The sequence below is a fragment of the Novosphingobium resinovorum genome (assembly GCF_036352595.1).
Lineage (GTDB): Bacteria > Pseudomonadota > Alphaproteobacteria > Sphingomonadales > Sphingomonadaceae > Novosphingobium > Novosphingobium resinovorum_B.
Window position 1 is genome coordinate 21,531 of sequence record NZ_JAZFAX010000025.1, and the last position, 20,020, is coordinate 41,550.

Annotated in this window: 19 protein-coding genes and 1 pseudogene; 15 read left to right on the forward strand and 5 right to left on the reverse strand. The window is 68.1% G+C overall.

The window, feature by feature from the left end; translation table 11 throughout:
• The first annotated feature begins 130 nt into the window (after positions 1-130).
• The 4 genes from V2S85_RS19825 to V2S85_RS19840 are packed head-to-tail and all read left to right on the forward strand — an operon-like array spanning position 131 to position 4,525.
• On the forward strand, positions 131-1,594 hold the full coding sequence (locus V2S85_RS19825) for an aldehyde dehydrogenase family protein (RefSeq protein WP_330704542.1): 1,464 nt from the start codon (positions 131-133) through the stop codon (positions 1,592-1,594).
• 14 nt (positions 1,595-1,608) lie between these two features.
• Positions 1,609-2,409 (forward strand): SDR family oxidoreductase, encoded by an 801-nt coding sequence (locus tag V2S85_RS19830; protein WP_330704543.1) that lies wholly within the window; start codon positions 1,609-1,611, stop codon positions 2,407-2,409.
• A 13-nt stretch (positions 2,410-2,422) separates the two neighbouring features.
• Positions 2,423-3,460: an NADP-dependent oxidoreductase gene (locus V2S85_RS19835; protein ID WP_330704544.1), complete on the forward strand. Its 1,038-nt coding sequence runs from the start codon at positions 2,423-2,425 to the stop codon at positions 3,458-3,460.
• A 33-nt stretch (positions 3,461-3,493) separates the two neighbouring features.
• A complete protein-coding gene (locus tag V2S85_RS19840; RefSeq protein ID WP_330704545.1) occupies positions 3,494-4,525 on the forward strand; it encodes a DUF2889 domain-containing protein in 1,032 nt (343 codons plus the stop codon).
• Positions 4,526-4,539: 14 nt separating this feature from the next.
• On the opposite strand, the gene V2S85_RS19845 is transcribed toward V2S85_RS19840, so the two are convergent.
• Positions 4,540-5,028: a GbsR/MarR family transcriptional regulator gene (locus V2S85_RS19845; RefSeq protein WP_330704546.1), complete on the reverse strand. Its 489-nt coding sequence runs from the start codon at positions 5,026-5,028 to the stop codon at positions 4,540-4,542.
• An 84-nt stretch (positions 5,029-5,112) separates the two neighbouring features.
• On the opposite strand from V2S85_RS19845, the gene V2S85_RS19850 reads away from it, so the two are divergent.
• Genes V2S85_RS19850 through V2S85_RS19860 form a run of 3 tightly spaced genes read left to right on the forward strand, consistent with a single transcriptional unit; the run spans position 5,113 to position 7,441 of the window.
• Positions 5,113-5,943, forward strand: coding sequence for an SDR family NAD(P)-dependent oxidoreductase (locus V2S85_RS19850; protein ID WP_330704547.1), 831 nt, complete (start codon positions 5,113-5,115; stop codon positions 5,941-5,943).
• Positions 5,940-6,428 carry a nuclear transport factor 2 family protein gene (locus V2S85_RS19855; protein ID WP_330704548.1) on the forward strand — a complete coding sequence of 163 codons (489 nt, stop codon included), beginning with the start codon at positions 5,940-5,942 and terminating at the stop codon, positions 6,426-6,428. The genes V2S85_RS19850 and V2S85_RS19855 overlap by 4 nt, the downstream gene beginning before the upstream one ends.
• Positions 6,428-7,441: an LLM class flavin-dependent oxidoreductase gene (locus tag V2S85_RS19860; protein ID WP_330704549.1), complete on the forward strand. Its 1,014-nt coding sequence runs from the start codon at positions 6,428-6,430 to the stop codon at positions 7,439-7,441. Before V2S85_RS19855 ends, V2S85_RS19860 begins: the two co-directional genes overlap by 1 nt.
• Before the next feature lie 8 nt (positions 7,442-7,449).
• Here the strand turns inward: V2S85_RS19860 and V2S85_RS19865 are convergent, their stop codons facing one another.
• On the reverse strand, positions 7,450-8,322 hold the full coding sequence (locus V2S85_RS19865) for a LysR family transcriptional regulator (RefSeq protein WP_330704550.1): 873 nt from the start codon (positions 8,320-8,322) through the stop codon (positions 7,450-7,452).
• 126 nt (positions 8,323-8,448) lie between these two features.
• On the opposite strand from V2S85_RS19865, the gene V2S85_RS19870 reads away from it, so the two are divergent.
• A complete protein-coding gene (locus V2S85_RS19870) occupies positions 8,449-10,050 on the forward strand; it encodes a carboxyl transferase domain-containing protein (protein ID WP_330704551.1) in 1,602 nt (533 codons plus the stop codon).
• Positions 10,047-10,355 (forward strand): DUF3088 family protein, encoded by a 309-nt coding sequence (locus tag V2S85_RS19875; RefSeq protein ID WP_330704552.1) that lies wholly within the window; start codon positions 10,047-10,049, stop codon positions 10,353-10,355. The genes V2S85_RS19870 and V2S85_RS19875 overlap by 4 nt, the downstream gene beginning before the upstream one ends.
• Before the next feature lie 8 nt (positions 10,356-10,363).
• Here V2S85_RS19875 and V2S85_RS19880 read toward each other — a convergent pair whose 3' ends face one another.
• Positions 10,364-10,795 carry an endonuclease domain-containing protein gene (locus V2S85_RS19880; RefSeq protein WP_330704553.1) on the reverse strand — a complete coding sequence of 144 codons (432 nt, stop codon included), beginning with the start codon at positions 10,793-10,795 and terminating at the stop codon, positions 10,364-10,366.
• Between the two features lie 95 nt (positions 10,796-10,890).
• On the opposite strand from V2S85_RS19880, the gene V2S85_RS19885 reads away from it, so the two are divergent.
• Positions 10,891-12,732, forward strand: a complete 1,842-nt coding sequence (locus V2S85_RS19885; RefSeq protein WP_330704554.1) for an acetyl/propionyl/methylcrotonyl-CoA carboxylase subunit alpha — start codon at positions 10,891-10,893, stop codon at positions 12,730-12,732.
• Between the two features lie 2 nt (positions 12,733-12,734).
• On the forward strand, positions 12,735-13,187 hold the full coding sequence (locus V2S85_RS19890) for a MaoC family dehydratase (RefSeq protein ID WP_330704555.1): 453 nt from the start codon (positions 12,735-12,737) through the stop codon (positions 13,185-13,187).
• 136 nt (positions 13,188-13,323) lie between these two features.
• Here the strand turns inward: V2S85_RS19890 and V2S85_RS19895 are convergent, their stop codons facing one another.
• Positions 13,324-14,091: an IclR family transcriptional regulator gene (locus V2S85_RS19895; RefSeq protein ID WP_330704556.1), complete on the reverse strand. Its 768-nt coding sequence runs from the start codon at positions 14,089-14,091 to the stop codon at positions 13,324-13,326.
• Between the two features lie 116 nt (positions 14,092-14,207).
• On the opposite strand from V2S85_RS19895, the gene V2S85_RS19900 reads away from it, so the two are divergent.
• From V2S85_RS19900 to V2S85_RS19915, 4 genes and pseudogenes are all read left to right on the forward strand, one after another.
• Positions 14,208-15,794: an acyl-CoA synthetase gene (locus V2S85_RS19900; protein ID WP_330704557.1), complete on the forward strand. Its 1,587-nt coding sequence runs from the start codon at positions 14,208-14,210 to the stop codon at positions 15,792-15,794.
• Positions 15,795-15,815: 21 nt separating this feature from the next.
• On the forward strand, positions 15,816-16,958 hold the full coding sequence (locus V2S85_RS19905) for an FAS1-like dehydratase domain-containing protein (RefSeq protein WP_330704558.1): 1,143 nt from the start codon (positions 15,816-15,818) through the stop codon (positions 16,956-16,958).
• Between the two features lie 72 nt (positions 16,959-17,030).
• Positions 17,031-17,440: pseudogene (locus V2S85_RS19910) on the forward strand (GxxExxY protein).
• A gap of 19 nt (positions 17,441-17,459) precedes the next feature.
• Positions 17,460-18,671, forward strand: coding sequence for a CaiB/BaiF CoA-transferase family protein (locus tag V2S85_RS19915; protein ID WP_330704559.1), 1,212 nt, complete (start codon positions 17,460-17,462; stop codon positions 18,669-18,671).
• Between the two features lie 80 nt (positions 18,672-18,751).
• Here the strand turns inward: V2S85_RS19915 and V2S85_RS19920 are convergent, their stop codons facing one another.
• Positions 18,752-19,870 (reverse strand): GGDEF domain-containing protein, encoded by a 1,119-nt coding sequence (locus V2S85_RS19920; protein WP_330704560.1) that lies wholly within the window; start codon positions 19,868-19,870, stop codon positions 18,752-18,754.
• Positions 19,871-20,020: the final 150 nt, after the last annotated feature.

The window sequence follows — 20,020 nt, forward strand, 5'->3', positions numbered from 1 at the left end:
ACGACCCCTAGCGGTTACAAGCCGCGCCGCCCCCTGCGACAAGCGCGAGGTGCGATGATTGACGCCTCGTCACGCGTCGGATAGTCTACAGTGAGAATAATAATTCGCAAATACGAATTGTATCTGGAGAGTGGGCTTGGAGTACGCAGGGTACATCGGCGGTCGCTTCGTGCGCGGCGAGGGTGAGCAGTTCGCCGTGCAGAACCCTTCCGACGAATCGATCGTCGCCGAGGTGGTCGGCGTTTCGGCCGGGCAGGCGGACGCGGCGATCGGCGCGGCGCGCGCGGCCTTCGATGGCGGCGCGTGGTCGGGCCTGTCGATGAAGGCGCGGGGCAAGGTGATGACCCGCTTCGGCGAGGCGCTGCGCAAACGCGCGGATTTCCTCAGGGATTGCGCGGTTAACGAGGCCGGTTGCCCGGTCTCCTCCACGGTCATGGGCGCGCAGGTTCACGCGCCGCTACGCATGACCGACGAGATCATCGACCTGTTCCTGCGCCTGCCCGAGCAGGAGGAAAACCCGCTGCCGATCCACGAGCGGGTCAATCCGCATTTCGTGGTGCAGAGCCTCAAGCGCTGGTTGCCGCTCGGGGTGGTCTCGGCAATCTCGGCCTACAACGTGCCGTTCTACACGGCGTTCTGGAAGGTCGTGCCGGCGCTGATGGCAGGCAATTCGGTGATCCTCAGGCCAAACCCTTTGACGCCCATCTCATCCATGATTTTCGCCGAAGCGGCCGAGGAAGCGGGGCTTCCCCTCGGCGTAATGAACGTGATCGTCGAGCCGGGGCTGGCGGGCGGGTTCGCCATGACCACCGATCCGTGCGTGGACATGGTCTCGTTCACCGGCTCCTGCACCGTCGGCGCGAAAGTGGCCGAGCAGGCGGCGCCGACGCTCAAGCGGCTGGTGCTGGAACTGGGCGGCAAGTCGGCGCAGATCTACCTGCCCGACGCTGTGGGACGGGCGGCTTCGGCGGCGGTCTCGGTCTGTACGTCGCATGCGGGGCAGGGCTGTGTGCTCGGCACGCGCGTCTTCGTGCCGCAGGAAAGCAAGGCCGAGGTGCTGGAGGGCATGGCGAAGCTGCTGGCAGGGGTGAAGATCGGCCCGGCCAGCGATCCGGCGACGCAACTCGGCCCGGTCATCAGCGCCGCCCAGCGCGACCGCTGCGAACATTTCACGCAAGCGGCAGTGGCGGCGGGCGGCCGCGTGGTCTGCGGCGGCAAGCGGCCGGAGGGTTTCGACAAGGGCTTCTACTGGGAGCCGACGGTGCTCGACCTGCCGGACAATTCAAACCCGGCCGCGCAGGAGGAGATCTTCGGGCCGGTGGTCGGGGTGATCGGCTACCGCGACCTCGATCACGCGGTGGAGATGGCCAACGACAGCCGCTTCGGCCTTTCGGGCTGGGTCCACGGGGCGGACAAGGTCAAGGCGCTGGAGGTGGGGCTCAGGATCCGCAGCGGGGCGGTCAACGTCAACGGCGCGGTGATGTCGAGCTACGCCAGCGGCGGCGGCATCAAGATGAGCGGGCTTGGCCGCGAACGCGGGATCGAGGGCCTGCGCGAATTCCAGATGACGACGACGTTCAACATCGGCGGGTGAGGGGAGAAAAGGCAATGCAAGGACTGGTTCAGGGCAAGGTTGCCCTCATCACCGGCGCGGGATCGGGCGTGGGCCGGGCGGCGGCGCTGCTGTTCTGCGAGCATGGCGCCAGGGTCGTCGCTGCCGACATCGACGGGACAAGTGCCGGGGAAACGGCTGCGCTGGCCAGGGCTGCGGGCGGCGAAGCCGTGGCGGTGTCCTGCAACGTCGCCGATCCGAACAGCATCGCTGCCGCCGTGGCACAGGCGGTGGAAAGCTTCGGTCGGCTCGACGTCATCTACAACAACGCCGGGATCACCATCAGCCCGGTGCCGGGCAATGGGCTGCGTTCGCTGGTCGAATGCGAGCCCGACGAGATGAAGCGGGTCGAGGACGTCAACATCAACGGCGTCGTCTACGGCTGCCAGGCGGCGATCCGCCAGTTCGACAAACAGGGCGGCGGAGGCGCGATCGTCTCGACAGCCTCGGTTGCGGGGCTGATGGGTTACGGCGGAGTGCTCTATGGGGCGACCAAGGGCGCGGTCGTCCAGCTGACCCGCGCGCTGGCGATCGAAGTTGCCGACAAGGGCATTCGCGTCAACGCCGTATGCCCTGCCGGGATGCTCACGCACTACGCCGGGATGAATCCCGACAGCGAGCACCGCGAGCGTATCCTCGACGGCATGGGCAAGGCGCACCCGCTGGGCAAGGCGATCGACCCGCGCGACACCGCCGCGGCCGCGCTGTTCCTGGCCTCCGACCTTGCGGGCAACATTACCGGCGTGAACCTGCCGGTGGATGGCGGTCTCTCCGCCGGCCGCAAGACGGGGGGCTGAGATGGCTGCGACGATGAAGCGGGTGGTCCTGGCCGCCTATGCGCGGGGCAACCCGAAGCCCGGCGATTTCCGGATCGAGCAGGTGGCCCTACCCGAAGCGGGCGAGGGCGAGATCCTGCTGAAGACGCTCTACATCGCCGTCGATCCGCTGCTGCGCTTTTCGGTCGATGAGACGGTGCTGACAGGAGCGGGGCGCATGGAACTCGGCATGCCGATGGTCGGCCCGGTGGTCGCCGAGGTCGTCGCCTCGAACCATCCCGCCTATGCGCCCGCCGACGTCGTCGAGGCGCGCACGGGCTGGCAGGAGTACGCGGCGCTCGCGCCCGACCGCAGCGATTATCGCGGGCCGCCGCGCAAGCTCGATCCCGCTCTGGCACCGGTATCGACCGCGCTGGGGGCGCTCGGTGGGCCGGGACAGACCGCTTACGAGGGCATCGTGAACGTCGGCAGGGTCAAGGCGGGCGAGACGGTGGTGATCTCGGCGGCGGCGGGCGCGGTGGGCTCGATCGCGGGCCAGATCGTCAAGGTGCTCGGCGGCCGGGCGGTGGGCATCGCCGGCGGCGCGGCCAAGTGCGCGGCGCTGCTCGACCTCGGCTTCGATGCGGTGGCGGACTACAAGGCGCCGGACTTCGCGGCCCAGCTCCAGACGGCGATGCCCGAGGGGGCGGACGTCTATCTCGACAATGTCGGCGGCGATGTGACGATGACCGTCCTGCCGCTCCTCAAACGCGGCGCGCGCATGCCGATGTGCGGGTTCATCGCCTATTACGGGGTCGGCATGGAAGGGCCGGGGCCGGATCGCCTGCCGGGCTTCTACCGGCTCATCATGAACAAGGGGCTGGAGATCCGGGGCTTTGCCGGGATGCTGGCGGGCCGGAAAGGGCTGGAGGATATCGCCGGGTGGATGAAGGCGGGGCGGATCCGCTTCCCGGAGTCCATCGTCGAGGGGATCGAGGCGGTCCCGGCGGCCTTTTCCAGCGTGTTCTCGGGGCATGACCACGTCGGCAAGCTGCTGGTGCGCGTCGGTGCGCCGGCCGGACCCGGGGCTTGATCCGGGGGAGCGGAGGGTGCAGCGTCATTCGTCATGGACACGATCACGCAACCGCCGCCGCCGCGCAGCACCGCCAATCCCGCCCCGCCGCGTAGCGCGGGATCGGTCCGGCGCACGACCAGCATCGACGTGTCCTGGCCCGACGGGCTTGACGGACAGCGACGCTTCATCGGCGGCGCGCGGGACTTGTGGACCCCGCTTGCCGGAGAGGACGGGCTGACCCTGGCCGAGGCGCGGTTCGACGCGCGCCTGACCGAGGACAAGACCATCACCGCCATCACCGCGCAGCCTTCCGGAGAGGCGATCGCCCGCCTCGTCGGTGCACGGGCGGGCGGGCACTTGCGTGGGCTGCTGCGCGAGGTCATGCCCGAGATGGTGGCCGCTGCGCACCCCCTCTACATCGTGCTCGACGACTTGTCCGGCACCGCGCTGGTAAGCTCGTTCGCCTGGTCGCAGTGGTATCCCGACTGGGCCGACCGCCTGCGCGAGAAGCTGGGCGAGGAGCGCCATGCGCAGATGATGGCGCAGCGCGCCAACGTGTGCTGGGGCCTGCAGGAGGGCAACAGCGGCCTCACCGACGAGGTCGATCCCGATCGCGTGGCGAACGCCGATGCGGGCGACTTGCGCAATCCGATCGACCCGTCTGGCTGGCACGATCTTGCCGAGGCCGATGGACCGGGCTTTCGCCGCGCTCGCCGCATCGACGTGACGCTCGACCGGGAAAACGGCGTGATCGTGGTCGATTCCGCGTTCCAGGACAGCGCGAAGCGGCGCGACGGCAGCCGCGTGGCGATCCACGAGTACCGCCTGGGTGCCCGCGCCGATGCGACCACGCTGGAACTGCTGTCGCTGCAACCCGAGGCGCGGATCCTGCCGTTTTCCGAATGCCCGGGCGCGATCGCGAACACCGGCCGGCTGGTCGGCCGCAACCTGGCCGAAATCCGCGAGGACGTGCTGGCGCAACTGCGCGGGCCGGAGGGCTGCACCCACCTCAACGACGCCCTGCGCGCACTGGCCGACGTGCCGGCGCTGGCGGCGCGGATGGCGGGAGCGGTGGAGGGCTGACCGGGGCCCGAGGGCTACCCGGTGAAGCTGGCCGCGCGATCCTTGCGGCCTTGCGCGTCCGCCTGATCGGCGATCACACCCTCGATCGCCTCGCGCATGACCGTGTAGAAGCCGCCGAGGCGTGAGAATCGCTCGGCCACGGTCGCAGGGATGGCGCGGTCGCGCTGGCCAGCGAACAGGCGCACCTGCCGGTCGAGCAGTTCCGCCTTGGCGATGAATGGCCCGCTGAATTCGGCAGGCACCGAATAGTAGATGCGGCGGCTTCCCGGCTCGCCCTGCCGCCGGGCGCTGCCGCAATGTTCGAGCGTGCGCGCGGCGACGCTGGCGTTGCTCTTGCTCATGCCTAGGTCGGCGGCGATCTCGTCGAGGGTCGCCGGCGCCTCGCGCAGCAGCAGGTAGGCGTAGATGCGTCCGACCGGCCGCGGCCAGCCCCACGGGGCCATCAACATCGCCATGGCGTCAAGGAAGGTCTCGTCCGACGGAGAGAGGTTGATATTCGGCATATTCCGTATTTACTGAATTTGACTGCGCAAGGCCAATGCAAAATCGCGGCGCGGCCAATCGGAGAGTTCAGGTGGAGAGATAGCATGGATCAGGCACAATTCGCGGCGCGCTACGGCCCCTGGGCGCTGATCGCGGGGGCGTCGGAGGGCACCGGCGCCGAATTCGCGCGGCAGCTGGCCGGCATCGGGTTCCACCTGATCCTCGTCGCCCGGCGCGAGGCGCCGCTGGCGGCCCTGGCCGGGGAACTGCGCGGCAAAGGGGCGACGTGCATCACCGCCTCGATCGATCTTGCCGGGCCCGATGCGACGCAGCGGTTGCTGGACGCGGCCGCCGGGCGCGAGGTCGGCCTGCTGATCCTCAACGCCGGGGCCGATCCCAACGGGGCGATGTTCCTCGACGGCGCGATCGATGCCTGGGATCGACTGGCGGCGCGCAATGTCCTGACGACGATGCGCGCGCTCCATGCCTTTGCCGCGCCGATGAAGGCGCGCGGGCGCGGCGGGCTGATCGTGGTCGGATCGGGCGCCTGCTACGGCGGGTTGCCCGGCATCGGCGTCTATGCGGCGAGCAAGGCCTTCGACCTGGTGCTGTGCGAGGCGCTCTGGGCGGAGCTGGAACCGCATGGCGTCGACGTGCTGAGCTACGTCATCGGCCGGACCGATACCCCCGCGCATCGCGAACTGCTGGAAGCGCGGGGCATGAGCGTTCCCGAAGGTCTTGCCGACGCCGCGCAGGTCGCCCGTCTCGGGCTCGCGCGGCTGCCGTTCGGCCCCGTCTGCAACTGGGGAGAGGCGGACGACGAGCCCGGGATGTCCGCCACTTCGGCAGCACAGCGGCGCGAGCGTATCCGCCGGATCGCGGCGATCTCCGCCGCCTATTCGGCGCCGGCCGCCTTGGGAAGGACCGATCGATGAGCGACCTTGCGGACAAGCATGCCATCACCGAACAGCTCTACCGCTATTGCCGCAGCGTGGACCGCCTCGACGTTGCCCTGGGGCAGTCGGTGTTCCACCCGGACGCCACCGTGGACTACGGGCCGAGCGGCTATCGCGGCGACGGGCACGCGGCGATCGCGTGGATCTGCGAAGCGCACGGCCAGCTTCTGGCGCATTCGCATCAGGTTTCCAACGTCCTCGTCACGCTGCGCGCGGACCGTGCGGGCAGCGAGGCCTACGTCACCGCTACCCTGCGCATGGAGCGCGAGGGCAAGCTGCTGCAGATGGACGTCTGGGCACGCTATTGCGACCGCTGGTCCCGGCGCGAGGGGATATGGCGGATCGACCATCGCGACGCCGTGATCGACCACGACAGCATCCGCGAGGTGACGCCGATGTACCCCCACCAATGGGCCCGCCGCGACCGCGGCGATCCGTCCTATGCCGCCCTGGGAGAAGCATGATGAAAGATTTCACGATCTCGATCTCGTTCGACATGCGCTCTCCCGAATGGGCGAGCCCGACGCCGCGGCTCTACCGCGCGGCGATAGAGATGGCGCAGTTCGCCGACCGCATCGGCGCCGACCAGATCGGGCTGATGCAGCACCATGGCGCCGATGACGGCTACCTGCCGCAGCCCTTCGTGCTGGCGGGGGGCATGGCGGCGGTGACCAGCCGCATCCGCTTCCTGCTCGGCGCGGTCATCCTGCCGCTGCACGACCCGCTCGAACTGGCGGAGCAGATCGCGGTGGTCGACAACATGTCCGACGGCCGGCTGGGGGTGATCTTCGGCGCGGGCTACGTGCCTTACGAATTCGCGATGTTCGGCAAGTCGCTGAAGGACCGGGCACGGCTGATGGACGAGGGGCTCGAAATCATCCTGCGGGCCCTGAAGGGCGAGCGGTTCGAGTTCGAGGGCCTGTCCGGCACGCGCCCGGTCTTCGTGCGCCCGCTGCCGGTGCAGGAGCCGGAGGACATCGTCCTCGTCGGCGGCGGGGTTGCGGCCTCGGCCCGGCGGGCGGCCCGTTTCGGGGTCGGCTTCGGGCCGATGAAGGGCGACCTCGTGGACATCTACCTCGCCGAATGCGCGCGGCTCGGCCATCGTCCCCGGCGCTATTTCCGCCCGCGCCCGGGCATGCCCATGGCGATCCACTTGTGCGAGGATCCCGACCAGGGCTGGGAGGCGATCGCCCCGCATGCCGTCCACGTCATCACCGAATATGCCAGGTGGGCCGAAGCGGAAGGGGAAGGCTCGAATTCGCCATTCAAGGGCCTGACCGATCCTGCCGTGCTGCGTCATGCGGGCATGTTCGCGGCATGGACGCCGCAGATGCTGCTCGACAGGGTGCGCGCGGCGGAAGGCGGCAACATCGGCTTCCAGCCGCTGCTGGGCGGCCTCTCGCCGGACGAGGGCTGGAAGAGCCTGCGCCTGCTGGAAGCGACGATGCCGGCGCTGCGCGAGGCGATCGCCGGATAGCGACACCGCTACATGCCGCGATAATGCGCGGTCACCAGCCCGACGAAGGGACTGCCCCGTGCCTGCTCCACTTGCGCCTCGCAGGCGTGGAGCAGGCCGATCTCGCGCACCAGCTCGAAGTCGCGCACCGGCACGAACCGCTCCGGGCCGGCGGCGAAGCTTTCCGGCATCATCCCGATGCCCATGCCGCTGCGCACCACCGCCAGCACGCGCTCGTCGCTGGTGGTCTTGAGCACGAAGCGCGGCCGCACCCCGCGCGCCACGAAGAAGCGGTTGATCTCCGGCAGCGCCTCGCAGTGGCGGCGCAGCGCCATGCGGTCGCGGGCGAGCTGTTCGGCCTGGACCTCGCTTTCGCCCGCCAGCCGGTGGTCGGGCGGCAGCACCATCATGTAGCGCTCGCGGGCGAGCACGTTCGGCAGGTAGCGGGCGTGATGCGGGCGCACGACGGTCAGCGCCACGTCGATGCGGCCGCGATCGAGCCGCTCGGCGATGTCGCGTTCGGAGCCGTCGAGGATCTCCACCGCCTCGCCGGAGCCGAGTGCCCGGTGCGCGCCGAGCCAGCCTTCGACGAGGCGGGTGGGTATCGTGTTCAGCACCCCGATCCGCAGCAGCGTGGGATCGGTGACCTCGCTCAGTTCGACGAGGGCGTGTTCGTATTCGGCCGCGATCCGCCGGGCGCGCATCAGGAAGCGGCTGCCCGCCGCCGTCAGCGCCACCCGCTGGCGGTCGCGGTCGAACAGGCGGGCGCCCAGTTCGCGTTCCAGCTTGGCGATGCCGGCGGAGAGCGTGGGCTGGGTGACGCTGACCCGGCGAGCCGCGCGGCTGAAGTTGCCGGTTTCGGCCACGGCGAGGAAGTAACGCAGGAGGTACTGGTCGATCATAGAAACTGTCTATGACGAAGCCGGGAAACTTTCAATTTCCGCTGCCGTTCCTGCTTGGCTAGATAGATGTTGCAAATCGAGAGAGGCGGCGCGTTGCGAAGCGCCGTCCCCAAGGAAGGAAGAGGCATGAGCGCGCCGGTCCTGCAGACCAACCTCAATTGCGATAGCCCCGAGGCAAAGGCCCGCGATGCGCACAACCGCGCGCTCGCCGCGCAATTGCGCGAAAAGGTGGCGAAAGCGGCACTCGGAGGGGACACAAGGGCACGTGAACGGCACATGGCAAGGGGCAAGCTGCTCCCGCGCGAGCGTGTGGAGCGCCTGCTCGATTCCGGATCGCCCTTCCTCGAGATCGGCCAGCTTGCCGCGCACGGCCTCTATGGGGATGAAGTGCCGGGCGCCGGAATCATCGCCGGGATCGGCCGCGTCTCGGGCCGCCAGTGCATGGTCTTCGCCAATGACGCGACGGTGAAGGGCGGCACGTACTTCCCGATGACCGTCAAGAAGCACATCCGCGCGCAGGAGATCGCCCAGGCGAACCGGCTGCCCTGCGTCTACCTCGTCGACAGCGGCGGCGCCAACCTGCCCAACCAGGCCGAGGTCTTCCCCGACCGCGAGCATTTCGGCCGCTTCTTCTTCAACCAGGCGCAGATGAGCGCGAAGGGCATCCCGCAGATCGCCAGCGTCATGGGCAGCTGCACGGCGGGCGGCGCCTATGTTCCGGCGATGAGCGACGAGACGGTTATCGTGAAGGAGCAGGGCACGATCTTCCTCGCCGGTCCGCCACTGGTGCAGGCCGCCACCGGCGAGGTCATCAGCGCCGAGGATCTGGGCGGCGGCGATCTCCATTCGCGCAAATCGGGCGTCACCGACCACCTTGCCCAGGACGACGAGCATGCCCTGACGATCGTGCGCGACATCGTCAGCCATCTCGGTCCCGCGCACCGCCACGGCCTCGACTTGCGCGAGCCCCGCCCGCCGAAGTACCCGGCCGAGGATCTCTATGCGATCGTCCCCGAGGACGTGCGCGCGCCCTACGACGTGCATGAAGTCATCGCCCGGATCGTCGACGGCAGCGAATTCCACGAATTCAAGGCGCTCTACGGCACCACCCTGGTCTGCGGTTTCGCGCATATCCACGGGGTTCCGGTGGCGATCCTCGCCAACAACGGCGTGCTGTTCTCCGAAAGCGCGCAGAAGGGCGCGCATTTCATCGAACTGGCCTGCCAGCGCCGCATCCCGCTGCTGTTCCTGCAGAACATCTCGGGCTTCATGGTCGGCGGCAAGTACGAGGCGGAGGGCATCGCCAAGCACGGCGCCAAGCTCGTCACCGCCGTCGCCACCGCGCAAGTGCCCAAGCTGACGGTGCTGATCGGCGGCTCGTTCGGCGCCGGCAACTACGGCATGTGCGGCCGCGCCTACGACCCGCGCTTCCTGTTCACCTGGCCCAACGCGCGCATCTCGGTGATGGGCGGCGAGCAGGCGGCCTCCGTGCTCGCCACCGTCCACCGCGACGCGGCCAGCTGGTCGGCCGAGGACGCCGAGGCGTTCAAGGCGCCGATCCGCCAGAAGTACGAGGACGAGGGCAATCCCTACTACGCCACGGCGCGGCTGTGGGACGACGGCGTGATCGACCCGGCGCAGACCCGCGACGTGCTGGGTCTGGCGCTGTCCGCCTGCCTCGAAGCCCCGATCGAGGAGGCGCCCCGCTTCGGGGTGTTCCGGATGTGAAGAAGGACACGCTGTTCGTGCTCGACGTCGACTGGGCCGATCCGGCTTACGAAGGACGGCGCTTCTACTGCAAGGACTGCGTCACGGTGGAGGGCCTGCTGGCGCTGTTCCCCGCGCGCGCCGCGAACATCGAGGTCGTGCGCGTCGGCTGGCCCCGCCCGCGCGGGGCGGTGGCGGCGATGCTGGGCGAGGCGAACCAGAACCTGCCCGCGCTGGCGTTTGCCGAAGGCGGCTTCGTGAATGCGATCGAGCCGCTGCTGCTGGCGCTGCACACCCGCCACGGCTTTCCGGAGCGCCATCCGTGAGCCCCGCGCTATTCCTCCCCCGACGGGGGAGGGGGACCATCCGCAGGATGGTGGAGGGGCACCTGCGGGGTCTCCGACCCTTGCCGCGCGCGCCCTTCGCAAACCTCGACGATCCGCGACACGACGAAAGCCATATCGTCCAGCACCACTCGCGCCGGAATCCGCAGCGTCGCGACACCTTGCGATCGCAGGAAGTGCGAGCGCCGGCGATCCCGTTCCACGACCTGCCCGGTATTGTGCGCGAAGCCATCGATCTCGATCGCAAGCCGCGCCGCTGCGCAATAGAAATCGAGCACATAGACGCCCGCCGGATGTTGCCTGCGGAATTTGAACCCGCCGGGCCGGCTTCGCAGCGCGCGCCACAACGCGCCTTCGGGCAGAGTCATTTCGCTGCGCAACTTGCGAGCCCGTTTCACTGTATCGCGAGGTCCGGTGATCATGGCTTGTGCCCCTCCACCACCCTTCGGGTGGTCCCCCTCCCCCGACGGGGGAGGAACCAGTGTCATGCACCCGGCGCCGAAACAGGAGTTAACTCATGATCACATCGCTCCTCATCGCCAATCGCGGCGAGATCGCCTGCCGTATCATCCGCACCGCGCGGGCCATGGGCATCCGCACCGTCGCGGTCTATTCCGACGCCGATGCACAGGCCCTTCACGTTCGCGAGGCCGACGAGGCGGTCCACATCGGCCCCTCGCCGACGCGCGAGAGCTATCTCGTCGCGGAACGGATCCTCGCCGCCGCGAAGGCGACCGGGGCCGAGGCGATCCACCCCGGCTACGGCTTCCTGTCCGAAAATGCCGCATTCGCGCAGAGCGTGATCGATGCCGGGCTGGTCTGGGTCGGCCCGAACCCGTCGTCGATCACCGCGATGGGCCTCAAGGATGCCGCCAAGACGCTCATGGCCAAGGCGGGGGTGCCGGTGACGCCGGGCTACATGGGGGCCGATCAGGACACGGCCTTCCTCGCCCGGGAGGCCGCGAAGATCGGCTATCCGGTGCTCATCAAGGCGGTCGCCGGCGGCGGCGGCAAGGGCATGCGGCTGGTCGAGAGCGCCGATGCCTTCGCCGACGCGCTGGCATCGTGCAAGCGCGAGGCCGCCGCGTCCTTCGGCAACGACCACGTCCTGATCGAGAAGTACATCGCCTCGCCCCGCCACATCGAGGTGCAGGTCTTCGGTGACCGCCACGGCAACGTTGTCCACTTGTTCGAACGCGACTGTTCGCTGCAGCGCCGCCACCAGAAAGTGATCGAGGAAGCCCCCGCGCCCGGCATGGATGCGGCGACGCGCGAAGCGCTCTGTGCTGCGGCGGTGCGCGCAGCAAAGGCGGTGGACTACGTCGGCGCGGGGACCATCGAATTCATCGCCGATGGTTCGGGCGCGCTTTCGGCGGACCGCATCTGGTTCATGGAGATGAACACCCGCCTGCAGGTGGAGCATCCCGTCACCGAGGCGATCACCGGGGTCGATCTGGTCGAATGGCAACTGCGCGTCGCCAGCGGCGAGCGCTTGCCGCTGGCGCAGCATGACCTGACGATCGACGGCTGGGCCATGGAGGCCCGCCTCTATGCCGAAGACCCCGCCAAAGGCTTCCTCCCCAGCATCGGCCGCCTCGAATTGCTGCAGTTCGGCGAGGCTGAGGGAGGGCGCATCGACACCGGCGTGTACGAAGGCGCGGAAGTCTCGCCGTTCTACGATCCGATGATCGCCAAGGTCATCGCCTGGGGCGACGACCGCGAAGAAGCGCGCGAGCGGCTGGGCGCCATGCTGCAGGACACCGCCGTCTGGCCGGTGCGGACCAATGCCTCGTTCCTGGTCAAGGCGCTGCAGCATCCGGACTTTGCCGCAGGCACCATCGACACCGGCCTGATCGGCCGCGACGGCGAGGAACTGGCGCAGCCCCCGGTGCCTTCCGCCGAGGCGCTGCGCGCCGCCGCCGCCGCGCTCGTCCCGGCGGCGATCGCACCGGGCCTGCGGCTCAATGCGCCGCCCCGGCGTACGGCGTGGTTCCTGCTCGACGGGGAGAAGATCGAGATCGCCATCGACGCCGCGGGCAGCGATGAGCCGTCGAACGGCGTCCTCGTCACCGAACAGGGGCAGGCCTGGCTGCTCGCGCCCTGGCGGCGCGACGGGACGCACGGCGCGGCGGACGGTTCCGGCGCGATCCTGGCGCCGATGCCGGGCAAGGTCATCACCGTCGACGTCACCGCGGGGCAGTCGGTCGTGCGGGGGCAGAAGCTGCTGACGCTGGAAGCGATGAAGATGGAACATGCCTTGACCGCGCCTTTCGATGGCGTAGTCGCACGGCTCGAAGTCACGGCCGGGCAGCAGGTCCAGGTCGATGCGCTGCTCGCGCAGATCGAGGAGACGGAATAGAGATGCCCGGACGCTTTTTCGACGAATGGCAGGTCGGCGATCGCCTGACGCACCAGCCCAGCCGTACCGTCACCGAAACCGACAACCTGCTGTTCTCGGCGATGACGCACAACATGCAGCCGCTGCACCTCGATGCCGAAACCGCCAAGGCCAGTGAATTCGGGCAGATCCTGGTCAATTCGACCTTCACCTTCAGCCTCGCGGTGGGGCTGTCGATCGCGGACACGACTGTCGGCACGCTGGTGGCCAACCTGGGCTTCGACAAAGTGGTGACGCCCAAGCCGACCTTCATCGGCGATACCCTCACCTGCTCCAGCGAAGTGGTGGAAATGCGCGAGAGCCGATCGCGGCCGGGGCAGGGGATCGTCGTGTTCCGGCACGAACTGACCAACCAGCGCGGGGAAGTGGCGCTTTCGATGCTGCGCACGGTGCTTTTGAAGAAGAAGGAAGGGTGAAAGGCAGGGTTTTACCCCCCCTGCACCCCGTAAACCATAAAGCCTGCGGCGCCATGTGGGGCTGAGGATGCTGGGCGCGTGCAGCCGACAGTATGATGGTCTGGGGCCCAGAAACTACTGGCGCCCCAGGACTTCCTTACTCTTCTATCTGCTCACTGAGAGATTGCGCCGCACTCTTCACCGTCCACTTCAATCTAGGCAGTTCGCTGCGCAGCGAAGCCCCGATGCCGATCGCCACGAGTGCGTGGCTCGGCCTTCCGCCTTTCCATACCGGAGCGGCGATCACGGTGACGCCGGCGATGTAGTTTCCCGCGTCCACCGCGACGCCGGTTTGCCGCGCGTCCTCGACCTGAGCCAGCCAGTCCTCCCAGTCCGGCGCCTCGTCCCATCGTAGCTGGGCGAACCGGGACTCGATCTCCTCCTCACCATAGCCGCCGAACGCCGCGATGCAGCGTCCGGTCGCCGAGACCAGCGCCGGAAAGCGGCTGCCCACTTGCGTCGAGAGCTGGAAGTTCTGCCCTGACTGCGACATCGCCGTCACGATGATGTGGTCGAGGCCGAAGACCTGCACCCCCAGCATCGTCGTGCCGAATTCGCGGGCAAGGCGGTCCAGCGCAGGCTGGGCGAGGTCGCTGAAGCGGTCCTTGCGCAGCCACGCCCGCGCCAGCGTGAGCACGCCTGCGTCGAGCGCATAGCGCTTGGTATCGGCGTCGAAAGCCACCAGTTCCTCGGCCACCAGCGCCCTCAGGACATAGAGGCAGGTGCTTGGGACCAGTCCCAGTTCGCGGGCGATCGCCTGCACCCCCATCGGCGCGCCCCGCTTGCCGAGGAGACGCAGCACGGCAGCCGCCCGGGCGATGGCTGGGGCCTTGCTGGCCCTGACGGTATCGGTGATGTCGATCATTCAATATATCGAATAACATTCAATATTTACAAAAACAATGCCTCCGTGGCAGCACGACGCTGAACACAAGGACAATCTCCGGCGCGACGATTCGACCGGAAGGGATGGGGCACTTGATGGCCAAGTCGATTTCCGGACTGACCGGCTTTACCAGCTACGCGGACGCCCAGGCTCATGCCTCTTCGGCGGCGCTGTGGGAGCTGTTCGACGGCGACCGGGACACCTTCAACATCGCCCACGAATGCGTCACCCGTCACGCCGATGGTTCTGGCCGGGCGGCGGTTCGCATCGCCCATGCCGACGGCGCCGACGCAGTGCTCAGCTTCGACACGATCGCGAGCGGCGCGGCGCAGTTCGCGCACTGGCTCGATGCGCAGGGCGTGCAGCCGGGCGAGCGCATCGCCTTCATGCTGGAACCCTCGCTGCCGTTCTACGTCTGCCTGTTCGGGGCGATGCAGACCGGCGCGATCTCGGTGCCGCTGTTCACGCTGTTCGGGCCGGACGCGCTCCGCCTGCGCATAGGCGACTGTGAGCCCTCGATCCTCGTCACCAATGCCGAGAAGGCCGACCTTGCCCGCGCGGTGGCCGTCGATGGAAAGCCCAGGGTGATCGTGGCGGACGAGGCGTTCCTCGCCTCGCTCGCGGGCTTGCCGACCAGCTACGAACCGAAGACCCGCGCCAACGACATGGCCGTGTTCCAGTATACCAGCGGCACCACGCGCGAACTGCCCGAGGCGGTGAAGCACTCGCACCGCACGCTGGTGACGCTGATGTTCGCCGCGCTCTACGGCACCGGCATCCGGCCCGGCGACGCATTCTTCTGCCCCTCGAGCCCGGCCTGGGGGCATGGCCTGTGGCACGGCACGCTCGCCCCGCTGGCACTGGGGGTGACGACGGGGACGTTCGCCGGCCGCTTCGACCCGGTGCGGCTGATGCAGGCGCTGGACGATTTTGGCATCACCAACATGTCGGCGGCCGCGACGCATTACCGCATGATGAAGAACAGCGGCCGGGCGGCGGACTTCGCGTTCCATTTCGACAAGCTCTCGTTCACCGGGGAGCCGATCGACCCGGCGACGCTGGAGTGGATCGACCAGTGGTTCAAGGTGCCGGCCTGCTCGATGTACGGCACCACCGAGATCGGCGTCGTGCTGGTGAACTACCCCGGTGCGGACGACTTCCCGGTCAAGCCCGGCGCGCTCGGCAAGGCGGTGCCGGGGCAGCGACTGGAGGTCCAGCGGCCTGACGGCTCGGTCTGCGATCCCGGCGAGATCGGCGAGCTGATGCTGTTCCGCGGCGGCGGCTGGATGACCACCAAGGACCGCGCGAAGACCGACGCGGACGGCTATTTCTACCACTGCGGCCGGGCCGACGACGTCATCATCTCGGCCGGCTGGACGATGAGCGCGGTCGAGATCGAGAACACCATGCTGCGCCACGACGACGTCCTCGAATGCGGCGTGATCGGTGTGCCCGACGAGCAGCGCGGGCAGGTGGTGAAGGCCTTCGTCGTCTCGAACCGCGCCGCCGACGACGCCTTTGTGCGCGAGTTGCAGGGCTTCACCCGCGAACGCCTCGCCCAGCATGAATTTCCGCGTCTCGTCGAGTTCGTCGACGAGCTTCCCAAGAACCCCGCAGGCAAGGTCCACCGCAAGATGCTGCGCGACCGCGAAGCCGCAAAAGCCGCCGAAGCGGTCGGCTGAGACATCCAGGAGAGCAGAGAAATGGCCACCACAGCAGAACCGAAGAACAAGTTCCCCAAGATCACCGAGGAAGGTCTCGACGACCTGCGCCAGCGCATCGGCGTGAAAATCGAGAACACCGTCGAGCCATGGAACTACGAGGCCACCCGTGACGCGATCCGTCACTACGCCCACGGCATCGGCGACGACAATCCGCTGTGGTGCGACCCGGAATACGCGGCGAAGACCAGGTACGGCTCGCTCGTCGCGCTGCCTTCGTTCCTGTTCACCACGAGCCGGATCATCTCGGGCTACTGCGGCGGGCTTTCGGGCGTCCACGCGATGTGGGCGGGTGCCGACTGGACCTGGCACAAGCCGGTGCTGCGCAACGACACCATCAGGGTCGAGGCGTACCTGAAGGATCTGGTCGAGCACCAGACGAAGTTCGCGGGCCGCTCGTTCCAGCAGATCTACCACGTCGACTTCTACAACCAGCACGGCGACCATGTCGCGGGCGCGGACAGCTGGGTGTTCCGCACCGACCGCGACGAGGCGCGCGAGCGCGGCACCAAGTACACCGAGGCGCGCGGCCGCGTGGAGCCCTTCACCCAGGAACAGCTCGACGAGTTCTACGAGATCTACGACCAGGAAGAGCAGCGCGGAGCGGTGCCCCGCTACTTCGAGGACGTGAACGTCGGCGACAAGCTGCCGCCGATGATGAAGGGCCCGATGACCGTCACCGGCTTCATCTGCTACGCACAAGGCTGGGGCGGCCTCTACATCCGCGCCAACAAGCTGGCCTACAAGATGCAGAAGGCGCACCCAGGCCTCGGCATCCGCAACCGCTTCAACGTGCCCGACTGCCCCGAGCGCGTGCACTGGGACGAAGCCTTCGCGCTCGAAGTCGGGGCGCCGGGCGCCTACGACTACGGCCCGGAGCGCTGCTCGTGGCTGACCCACCACATGACCGACTGGATCGGCGACGACGGCTTCCTGCACAAGTCGAGCTGCCAGATCCGCCGCCACAACCCGGACGGCGACGCGATGGTCATCACCGGCGAAGTGACCCGCAAGTTCGAGGAGAACGGCAGGAAGTACGTCGAAGTGGCGCAGAAGGCGACCACGCATCGCGGCGAGCTTTCGGCCTTCGGCACCGCCGTGGCGGAATTGCCGAGCCGGGGGTGAAGGCGGCTTAACTTGCCATCGTGCATCCTGCCTCGGATTGTCTCACGCAAAGGCGCGAAGAGGCAGGGTGCGATGGATCTGGAAGAAGTGGCCCGCGTGGCTGTCGATTGCGGGTTCAAGCTGCATCGGCGGCTCGGACCGGGTTTGCTGGAAACGGTCTATGAGGCTGTACTCGGCGAATTGATTGCGCGGCGGGGGCTGGTGGTCGAGAGACAGGTTCCGATTTCGATCCGGATAGACGACATCGTCGTCAATGAAGGTTTTCGGGCGGACATGTTGATCGAAGGCAGGCTTCTGGTGGAACTCAAGTCTGTGGAGCGGCTGCACCGGTCCACGGCAAGCAGGTTCTGACCTATTTGCGGCTCATGGACCTGCCGCTAGGTCTCCTGATGAACTTCGGTGCCGCCACTTTCCGCGAGGGCATCAGGCGGATAGTCAACAATCACGAGGATTTCGCGTCTTCGCGTCTTCGCGTGAGATAATCGGAAAGGTAACGCCGGAGTGACCGAACTAGCCCCGGCCTGGCCCGGCCCTCTTTCCGGTGTTCGCGTGATCGACTTCACCCGCGTTCTCGCCGGCCCGGCGGCGAGCCTGGCGCTGGCCGATCTCGGCGCCGAGGTCTTCAAGATCGAACCGCCCGGTGGGGGTGACGAGACCCGCAGCTTCCCGCCGCTGCGCGATGGCGAAAGCCATTACTACCTCGCCGTGAACCGGGGCAAGAAATCGATCGTCGTCGATCTCAAGAGCGCCGAAGGGCTGGCGCTCGTCAAGGATCTCGCCGCGCGCTGCGACGTGCTGGTCGAGAATTACCGGCCCGGTGTCATGGAGCGGCTGGGGCTCGGCTGGGAGGCGCTGCACGCGATCAACCCGCGGCTGATCTACTGTTCGATCTCGGGCTACGGCCAGACCGGGCCGCTCAGGGACAGGCCCAGCTTCGACATCGTGCTCCAGGCGATGTCCGGCGCGCTGTCGATGAATGGGGAAGCCGGCGGGCTGCCGACCAAGCTGGGGATCCCGCTCGGCGACCTGGTCGGCGGCATCAATGGTCCGATCGGCATCCTCTCCGCCCTCTACGAGCGCGAGCGCACCGGGCGCGGGCGCCATATCGACGTCAGCCTGATGGACGGCTTGATGGGCATGCTGGGCTACATCGCGCAGCTGTCCTTCTTCACCGGGGCCGATCCGCAGCGGGTGGGCTCGCAGCATCCCAACCTCGTGCCCTACGGGATATTCCCGGCGCGGGACGGCTCGATCGTGGTGGCCTGCCTCACGCCCGGCTTCTGGGGCCGGATTTGCGGCGCCATCGGCCGCGACGACTTGCGCGACGATCCGCGCTACGACACGCTCGAAAAGCGGCGCGATGCCCGCGAAGAGGTCAACGCGCTCGTCGCCGCGTTCACCTCGCGCCATGGGGTGGACGAACTCGTCGCGCTGTTCACCGCGCATGAAGTGCCGCATGCGCCGATCCTGGGGGTGACCGAGGCCCTGTCCCAGCCTCAGGCCCGGGCGCGCGGCATGGTGGTCGAGACCGAGCACGCCGCGCTGGGGCCGATCCCCATCGTCAACCGCCCGATCCGCTTCACCGACGCCGAACAGCCCGTGCCCGAGGCGCCGCCGGTGCTCGGGCAGCATACCGACGCGATCCTGGCCGAAGTGCTCGATCTGCCGCCCGGACGGATCGCGGCGCTGCGGGCGGCCGGCGTCATCGCCTGACGGCGAAATGGCCCGGCGGTCAGCTCGAGACCACCCGCCGCACGGCTGCGGGACGATCCGCGAAGGAACGGGCCGAGGGTTCAGAGCATCGAGAAGCGGACCGGCGGCGGTCCCGGCGAGCGATTGCGCTTCGCCTCGTAGAGCCGTGCATCGGCGCTGCGCAGGAGCGCTTCGAGGTCGTTCCCGCCGCCGCTCTCGCTGGAGACCACCGTGCCCACGCTGGTCGAGATCAGCACGGCTTCACCGGCCAGGTCGAACGGCTGGGCGATTGCCGCGCAGATGCGGCGTGCCAGCAATTCCGCCTCCTCGTGGCGGTTGAGCCCGAACTGGACGATGCCGAATTCGTCACCGCCCAGACGCGCGACGATGTCGCCGGCGCGCACGGCGGCGCGCAGGCGTTCGGCCACCGCCGCGAGCAGGGCGTCGCCCGCAGCATGGCCGAGGCGGTCGTTGACCGGCTTGAAGCCGTCGAGATCGAGGTAATGGACCGCGACCACGCTGGACGAGCCCAGCAGCAGCGCATTCTCCTCGAAATATTCGTGCAGCGCCAGGCGGTTGGGCAGCGCCGTCAGGCCGTCGCGGCGGGCGAGCGAAACGGAGGTCAGCCGCTTGCCGATCTCGGTGCTGGCGGCGCGATGCAGGGTGAAGACGCTCTGGATCCCGCCGGTGAGGAAGGCGCCGGCGATGACGCTCATGCCCAGGTGCATCGCCTCGAAATGCAGCGCGGACACGACGATCGTGGGCGCCAGGGCCGCGACCATGCTGACGATCGCGATGCGCGGCCTGAGCGCGGTTCCCGTCGCGGCTCCCGCGCAATAGCCGACCGCGACGCAGATCGTCAGCATCTGCGCGGCGGCGTCGGACCCGGCGAAGACATGGCTGGCAAAGGCGCCCAGCAGCACCGCGTAGAGATAGTAGGGCCAGGCGAACATGCGCTCCAGCCGGCGCGCGGCCGGGCCGTCGAGCACTTCGGTCATGGCCCTGTCGCGATGGAGCAGCGTCATCGTCACACGCAATGCGCAGGCGAGCAGGGCGGCCAGGCCAAAGCCCCATGTCACGACGTCGCGGGTGCTCCAGCCGATCAGGCCGACATGCAGCGCGGTAATGCCGAGCATGATCTTGGAGGGCAGCACGTTCGCATAGAGGCTGCGGACAAGCTCGCAGTAGACCTTCTCTTGCAGCGAATCGGACTGAATCATATTCGGAAGAACTCTGCGCGAAATTCCTGCGTATTAATACAAGGTTCGCAGCGAATGCGACGGGAATGAGAACGGCCGTCCCGATGCGATACGTACCGTCCGGTCGGGTCGCCGGGCCGCCCTGAGGTGAACCTCTCCTGAAAATTCTGG